Below are 7210 nucleotides of genomic sequence, written 5' to 3'. Positions count from 1 at the left end.
GGGCTCGGGGTCTCGCTCGGGCTCGGGGTCCGGCTCGGGCTCCGGGTCTCGCTCGGCTTCCGCTCCGGCTCGGGCTTCCGCTCTGGCTCCCGCTCCCGCTCGGACTCCCGCTCCCGCTCCTGCTCCGGGGTCCCCGTGCCGCTGTCGGGCGACCCGGGGTCCGGCACGGGACCGCCCTCGCGCCCCGCGCACGCGCTGCGCCGTCTGGCCGAGCGCACACTGCCGGCGTCCCGGCGCCACCGGTCGTCGCGGTGGTCTTCCGGCGGCCGGGCCGGTCGGACGGGCGGCCGCCCGCTGTGATCCACAGGCGACCGGATACGCTGCCAGTGGTGACAGCGACAGATCGACATTCCGTGTAGGTCGTTTGCAGACAGGAGAACCCCTCGTGACCGTCGTCGGGCCGTTCGGGCTGAGCGTGCGGGACCAGGCTCTGGAAGCCGGTGTCCAGGCCGGGTTGGCGGCTGTCGAGGAGGGCCTGCTGGAGGCCACCAAGAGCGGCGTGCCCTTCATCACCGAGGCCGCGCAGCATCTGGTGAGGGCCGGGGGCAAGCGTTTCCGGCCGCTGCTGGTGATGCTGGCGGCGCAGTTCGGCGACAGTCACGCCCCGGGCGTCGTCCCGTCCGCCGTGGTCGTCGAGCTGACGCATCTGGCGACGCTCTACCACGACGACGTCATGGACGAGGCCGACGTACGGCGCGGGGTGCCCAGCGCGAATGCGAACTGGGACAACTCCGTCGCGGTGCTGACCGGCGACTTCCTCTTCGCCCGTGCCTCGCACATCCTCGCCGACCTCGGCCCCGAGGCCGTCCGCATCCAGGCCGAGGCCTTCGAGCGGCTGGTCACCGGCCAGATCCTGGAGACGGCCGGGCCGCGGAACGGCCGTGACCCGGTGGACCACTACCTCGACGTCCTCGCGGGCAAGACCGGCTCGCTCGTGGCGGTCTCCGGACGCTTCGGCGCGATGATGTCGGGCGCCGACGAGCGCGTCGTCGACGTCCTGACCCAGTACGGGGAGCGGCTCGGCATCGCCTTCCAGCTCGCCGACGACGTGCTCGACATCGCGAGCGACAGCCACGAGTCCGGCAAGACGCCGGGCACGGACCTGCGCGAGGGCATTCCGACGCTGCCGGTGCTGCACCTGCGGGCGCGGGCGGCCACCTCGGGCGACCCCGCCGACCAGGAGCTGTGCGCGCTGCTCGACGGCGACCTCACGGACGACGCCTTGCATACGGAGGCGCTCCGCAGGCTGCGGATCCACCCGGCGCTCGAACAGGCGCGCAGGGACACCGTCCGGTACGCGGAGGAGGCGCGCGCGGTACTGGCGTCGCTGCCGGTGGGCCCGGCGCGGGCGGCGCTGGAAGAGCTGTGCGACGCGGTGGTGCACCGCGCGGGCTGAGGGCCGGCCCCGCGGGTTCGGAACCGGCCCCTGCGCTTCGGAACCGGCCCCTGCGCTTCGGAACCGGCCCCTGCGCTTCGGAACCGGCCCTGCGCTTCGGAACCGGCCCTGCGCTTCGGAACCGGCCCTGCAGTTCGGATCCGGCCCTGCAGTTCGGACCGGCCCTGCGCTTCGGAACCAGCCCTGCAATTCGGAAGGACCCGCGGGTTCGGACAGGCCCCGCGGGTTCGGAACCGGCCCCTGCAGTTCGGACCGGCCCTGCGCTTCGGAACCGGCCCTGCAGTTCGGATCCGGCCCTGCAGTTCGGACCGGCCCTGCAGGATCGGGGCCGGCGAAGGCCGCGTCTCGGCGGCCCGGGCTCCGAGAGCTTGCCGTTGACGCGCCGTCATATCGCTTGCTCCCCACCGGCCCCACAGGCGCAGCGCGTCCGGCCCTTGCATTCCCCCCGCGCCCGCTTCCCGCTGCCGGTGCCCGCTCGCCACGTGCGGCGGGGCTCCACCCCCTAGGGGATGCTCCGCCTTCTGCGGTAGGCCCTCCGCCGGGCGGACGGTGCGTCTCATCCCCCAGGCGTATGCGGAGTTGATCCCGTCGGCTGACGCCTCGGCGTGGCCGGTTTGGTGGGATTAGTAGCACCAGCCCGGCGGACTAGGGTGACAATATGCGCGACGTGCCCGGGCTCGACGCAACGACCGCCGCCGACCACGGAGGTAGGGCAGATGTCAGGTAAGCGACCGACGCAGACCAACGACGCATGGGACGTCGACGACGCTGCAGTGCCGCCGAGCCGCAGAGCAGCCCGCTACGCGGTCCCGGTCGCCGTGGCGGGAATCGCGGCGGCCACGATCGGACTCGTGCCGGCGTTCGCCGGGTCCGGTGACCCCGACCTTCCGGAGATCTCGGCCGAGGACCTGATCGCCAAGGTCGCAGCCGCAGACGCCCAGCACATGTCCGGCACCGTCAAGGTAAAGACCGACCTCGGGCTTCCGTCGCTTCCGGGCGCGGGCTCCGGAGGCGGCTCCGGCTTCTTCGGCGGCGGAGAGGACGGCAAGGGCGGCGGCAAGGGCGGGGCCGCGGATCCGCAGTCGAAGCTGGCGCAACTTCTGTCCGGCTCCCACACGTTGAGGATCGCCGTCGACGGGCCCGAGAAGCAGCGGGTCTCGATCATCGACGACGCCGCCGAGTACAGCCTCGTCCACAACGGCAGCGAGGTGTGGGCGTACGACTCCGCGAGCAACTCCGCGTACCACGCGAAGGAGCCGGAGGGCGTCGGGACGGACGGGAAGAACGGCGACCGCGCGCACCGTCCGCCGCACGGCGATGCGGTGGACGCGACGCCGCAGCAGCTCGCGAAGGAGGTGCTGCAGGCGGCGGACGAGACCACGTCCGTGACGGTCGACGGCACGGCGAAGGTGGCCGGGCGCGACGCCTACCAGCTCCGGATCGAGCCGAGGCAGCCGGAGTCCACGGTCGGTGAGGCCCGTATCGCCGTGGACGCGAAGAACGGTGTGCCGTTGCAGTTCACGCTCTCGCCGAAGGCCGGCGGCGACCCGGTGGTCTACGCGGGCTTCACGTCGGTCGACTTCTCCGAGCCGGACGCGAAGACCTTCGAGTTCACCCCGCCCAAGGGCACCGAGGTCACCGAGCAGAAGGACGAGCCCGGTGGGGCGGCCGAGCGCGGAGTGGGCGTGCCGGTCGAACCCTCGGCGCCCCGTGGCGGCCTGCCCCAACTGCCCGGACTCGGCGGCTCGGGCGAGGGCTGGGCGACCGTCGTCCGGGTCAAGGACCCGGACCGCGGCTCGGCACCCAGGTCCGGCAAGGGCCGGGAGGGCTCCGAGGCGCGGTCGTTCATGGACGCCTTCGGTGACAAGGTCAGCGGCAAGTTCGGCTCGGGCACGGTCTTCAGCACCCGCCTGATCAACGCCCTGGTGACGGACGACGGCGCGGTCTACGTCGGCGCCGTCGACAAGTCGGCGCTGGTGAAGGCGGCCAACGAGTCGTACTAGCGCGGGCCCGGCGGGAGTTGTCCAAGGACCCGGCTCGCCACTCCGACACGCGCCCCACCGCTTCCCCCCGCGGTGGGGCGCGGCCGTGTCCCGCCCCCCGGTCCGCGTGGCGCGGAGGCCTTTCGCGACCACCACGGGGGCAGGATGGGTGCGGGCGGCCCGGGTCGTCCTCGGCAGTGCTTGACGACGGGGAGAGCGATGGAGCGATTGCTCGGTGAACGGGCAGGGCCCGGCGGGCCCATGAGGCGAGGAGCCGCGACCGCCCGTACGGGCCTCCCTGCGGGCGCGGAGGGCGAGGAAGGCGAGGAGGCCATCACCACGCGAGGTCTCACGAAGCGCTACCGCGGTGGGCAACTCGCCGTCCACGCCCTCGACCTCGTGGTGCCGCGCGGCAGCGTCTTCGGCTTCCTCGGTCCCAACGGCTCGGGCAAGACCACCACGATCCGCATGCTCATGGGACTGATCGCCCCCACCTCCGGATCGGCCCGCGTCCTCGGCCGCCCCATGCCCCGCTTCGAGCGCGACGTGCTCCCCGAGGTCGGCGCGCTCATCGAGGGCCCGGCGCTGTACGGCTTCCTCTCCGGCCGGGACAACCTCGTACGCCTCGACTCCGCCGACCCCACCGCAGATCCGCGCACCCGTTCCGCCCGTGTCGCCGCCGCACTCGACCGTGTGGGCCTCGCAACTGCAGCGCGCAAGAAGGCGCGCGCGTACTCGCTCGGTATGAAGCAGCGGCTGGGGCTGGCCGCCGCTCTGCTCCGGCCGCGCCGGCTGCTCGTCCTCGACGAGCCGACCAACGGCCTCGACCCGCAGGGCATGCGGGAGATCCGGTCCCTGGTGCGGGAGCTGGCGTCCGACGGCACGACGGTCTTCCTCTCCTCCCATCTCCTCGACGAGATCGAGCAGGTGTGCACGCACGCTGCCGTCATGGCACGCGGCCGCCTCCTCCAACAGGGCTCGGTCGCCGATCTGTCCGCGGGGGCGCGCGGCAGGCTGGTGGTGACCACACCGGATACGACCGTCGCCGCACGGGTGCTGGGCGCGCACGGCGTGACCGGGATCGCCGTGGCCGGGGGCCGGGTCACCGGCGACCTGCCGCAGAGCGAGGTGCCGGACCTCGCGGATCTCAACGCCGCGCTCGTCCGGGCCGATGTGCGCGTACGCGGCTTCGGTGCCGAACGGGCCTCGCTGGAGGACGCGTTCGTCGCTCTGACCGGGGAGGGCTTCGATGTCGCGGGCTGAGGACGCCATGGGGACCGCCGACGCACGGACGGCCCAGGCACGGGCCGCGCAGGCGCGGACGGTGGACGGGGCCGGTGCCCGGGCCCGCGACCGGGCCGAAGTCCGTACCCCCGCCGAAGCCCGTATCCCCGTGCAGGGCGAGGTACGGCGCGGCCTGCCGCGGTCGCTCGGTCTGCTCCGCAGCGAACTGCGGACCACGTTCCGGCGCTGGCGCACGCTCGCGCTGCTCGCCGTGCTCGCCGCCGTGCCCGTCCTCATCGGCGTCGCGGTGCGGATCGAGACGCGCGACGGGGGCCGGGCGGGCGGGGACGGCGGCGGCCCGGCCTTCCTCACCCAGATCACCGGCAACGGCCTTTTCCTGGTCTTCGCCGCGCTCGCCGCGACCCTGCCCGTCTTTCTGCCGATGGGGGTGGGCGTGGTCGCGGGCGACTCGATCGCGGGCGAGGCGAGCGCGGGGACACTGCGCTATCTGCTGGTCGCGCCCGCGGGCAGGACCCGTCTGCTGCTCTCCAAGTACGGGGCGGTGCTGGCCTTCTGTCTCGTGGCGACCCTCGTCGTGGCCGGTTCGGCCCTGGCCACCGCCGCATTGTTCTTCCCGCTCGGCGACCTCACGCTCATCTCCGGCGTCACGGTCTCCTTCACGGAGGGACTCCTGCGGGCTCTGGCGGTCGCGGCCGCCGTGGCCGCGTCGCTGACCGGGATCGCGGCGCTCGGTCTGTTCGTGTCCACCCTCACCAACAGCGGGATCGCGGCGATGGCGACGACCGTCGGCCTGCTGATCACCGTGCAGATCCTCGACTCCATCCCGCAGTTGCACGCCGTTCACCCGTATCTCTTCCCGCATTACTGGATGAGCTTCGCGGACCTGCTCCGCGAACCGGTCTACTGGGAGAAGCTGGTGAGCAATCTGGAGCTGCAGGGCCTGTACGTCGCGGTGTTCGGCTCACTGGCCTGGGCCCGGTTCACTGCGCGCGACATCACTGCTTGAGCGTCGCGGACAGCGCTTCGACGGCAGGGCGAAGGCCCCGCGCCGCAGCGGACGCGGGGCCTTCGCATCGGTGGGGGGTGGCGCTCGAGGGGCCGGTCAGCGGGTCAGAACGTCAGCTTCCAGCTGTCGATGTAACCCGTGTCCTGCGCGGCCACGTCCTGCACGCGCAGCTTCCACGTGCCGTTCGCGACCTCGCTGGAGGCATTGACCGTGTAGGTGGCGATGACGTTGTCCGCCGAGTCGAAGCCGCTGGAGTTCTTCATCCGGTACGCCGTGCCGTCCGGCGCGAGGAGATCGACCACCAGGTCACCGCGCCAGGTGTGCTTGATGTCGACGCCGACCTTGAGGGTCGCGGGGGCGTTGCCCGTACGGCCGGTGACGGCGACGGTGGAGCTGACCGCGCTGCCGTTGTCGGGGATGGCGACGTCAGTGGTGTTCTCGAAGACCGTTCCGGGGTCGGGGTCGGTCTGGCCCGCCGAGAGGGTCCAGATCGCGTGGGCGATGGCGTCGCTGTTGCGGTCGAGCGCGGTGTCGTTGATGTTCGACGTCGTGTCGCAGGAGGAGTGGTAGCAGCGGTCGAACGCCTGGCCTGCCGTGCCGCCCCACTTCTGCGCCTGGGCCGAGGACTTGGCGCGGCTCGCACCGGTGAAGAGGCCGCCGACGGGGATGCCTGCGTTCTTGAACGAGGCGTGGTCGGAGCGGCCGTCGCCCTCGGTCTCGATCTCGGTCGGAATGCCCTTGCTCGCGAAGAAGTCCTTGAAGACCGACTCGATCTGCGGGTCGTCGTCGTAGACGAAGTAGCCCGGGTTCGGTGAGCCGATCATGTCGAAGTTGAGGTAGCCGGAGATCTTGGAGCGATCGGGGGAGGGCAGGTTGTTCACGTAGTAGCGGGAGCCGACCAGACCCAGCTCCTCGGCGCCCCACCAGCCGAACCGCAGATGCTTTGCGGGCTTCAGGTTCTCGCGGGCCACGGTGAGCGCGGTCTCCAGGACGGCGGCGGAGCCGGACCCGTTGTCGTTGATACCGGGCCCCGAGGAGACGGAGTCGAGGTGGGCCCCGGCGAAGAGCACCTGGTCGGGGTCGCCGCCCGGCCAGTCGGCGATGAGGTTGTATCCGGTGGAACCGCTGGAGGTGAACTGCTGGACGGTGGTGGTGAATCCGGCCGCGTCCAGCTTGGCCTTCACGTAGTCGACGGACGCCTTGTAGCCGGGACGGCCGTGGGCGCGGTTCCCGCCGTTGGCGGAGGCGATCGACTGCAGCTCGCCGAGGTGTGCCTTGACGTTCGCGACGGAAATGTCGGGCGCGGCGACGGGAGACGCCGAGAATCCCCGGGCCGCCGAGGGGGCGGACGCCGAGGCGGTCGCGCCGGGTGCGGTGACGACGAGCCCGGCGACAGCGCCTGCCGCGAGAGCCGCGGCGGACGCCCTGCGGCGGAGCAACGATCTTCGGGTGGGCCGGGGTTCGGCTATGCGGGGGGTGCGTGATGACATGGTGGGGGCTCCGGATTCCGGGAGGTCCGATGAAGATCAGGACGGAACGAACGGGTCGCCCTGCGGGTTGGGCGACCGCAGGGCTCTGGAG

Annotated in this window: 6 protein-coding genes; 5 read left to right on the top strand and 1 reads right to left on the bottom strand. The window is 72.3% G+C overall.

The features are described from left to right. The 5 genes from AB0M26_RS18925 to AB0M26_RS18905 all read left to right on the top strand — a co-directional run. Positions 1 to 300, top strand: a 300-nt coding sequence (locus tag AB0M26_RS18925) for a hypothetical protein (RefSeq protein ID WP_365262230.1), incomplete at its 5' end; no start/stop codon positions are given. An 85-nt stretch (positions 301 to 385) separates the two neighbouring features. After that, positions 386 to 1396: a polyprenyl synthetase family protein gene (locus AB0M26_RS18920; RefSeq protein ID WP_365262227.1), complete on the top strand. Its 1011-nt coding sequence runs from the start codon at positions 386 to 388 to the stop codon at positions 1394 to 1396. 716 nt (positions 1397 to 2112) lie between these two features. After that, complete coding sequence (locus tag AB0M26_RS18915) at positions 2113 to 3399, top strand: DUF2092 domain-containing protein (RefSeq protein WP_365262224.1); 1287 nt, start codon at positions 2113 to 2115, stop codon at positions 3397 to 3399. Between the two features lie 240 nt (positions 3400 to 3639). Then, positions 3640 to 4641: an ABC transporter ATP-binding protein gene (locus AB0M26_RS18910; protein WP_365262222.1), complete on the top strand. Its 1002-nt coding sequence runs from the start codon at positions 3640 to 3642 to the stop codon at positions 4639 to 4641. Further along, on the top strand, positions 4628 to 5629 hold the full coding sequence (locus AB0M26_RS18905; RefSeq protein WP_365262219.1) for an ABC transporter permease: 1002 nt from the start codon (positions 4628 to 4630) through the stop codon (positions 5627 to 5629). The genes AB0M26_RS18910 and AB0M26_RS18905 overlap by 14 nt, the downstream gene beginning before the upstream one ends. 104 nt (positions 5630 to 5733) lie before the next feature. Here the strand turns inward: AB0M26_RS18905 and AB0M26_RS18900 are convergent, their stop codons facing one another. Further along, complete coding sequence (locus tag AB0M26_RS18900; protein ID WP_365262216.1) at positions 5734 to 7119, bottom strand: M28 family metallopeptidase; 1386 nt, start codon at positions 7117 to 7119, stop codon at positions 5734 to 5736. Positions 7120 to 7210: the final 91 nt, after the last annotated feature.

Origin of the sequence: Streptomyces sp. NPDC051776 (genome assembly GCF_040681345.1) — a bacterium.
In the GTDB taxonomy this organism is placed as follows: domain Bacteria; phylum Actinomycetota; class Actinomycetes; order Streptomycetales; family Streptomycetaceae; genus Streptomyces.
This window is presented reverse-complemented; position numbering and strand designations above follow the sequence as displayed.

Bases quoted from the DNA above. Each gene is read 5' to 3' on its own strand.
- AB0M26_RS18915 (WP_365262224.1), top strand. From the start codon at position 2,113: ATGTCAGGTAAGCGACCGACGCAGACCAACGACGCATGGGACGTCGAC.
- AB0M26_RS18910 (WP_365262222.1), top strand. From the start codon at position 3,640: ATGAGGCGAGGAGCCGCGACCGCCCGTACGGGCCTCCCTGCGGGCGCG.
- AB0M26_RS18905 (WP_365262219.1), top strand. From the start codon at position 4,628: ATGTCGCGGGCTGAGGACGCCATGGGGACCGCCGACGCACGGACGGCC.
- AB0M26_RS18900 (WP_365262216.1), bottom strand. From the start codon at position 7,119: ATGTCATCACGCACCCCCCGCATAGCCGAACCCCGGCCCACCCGAAGA.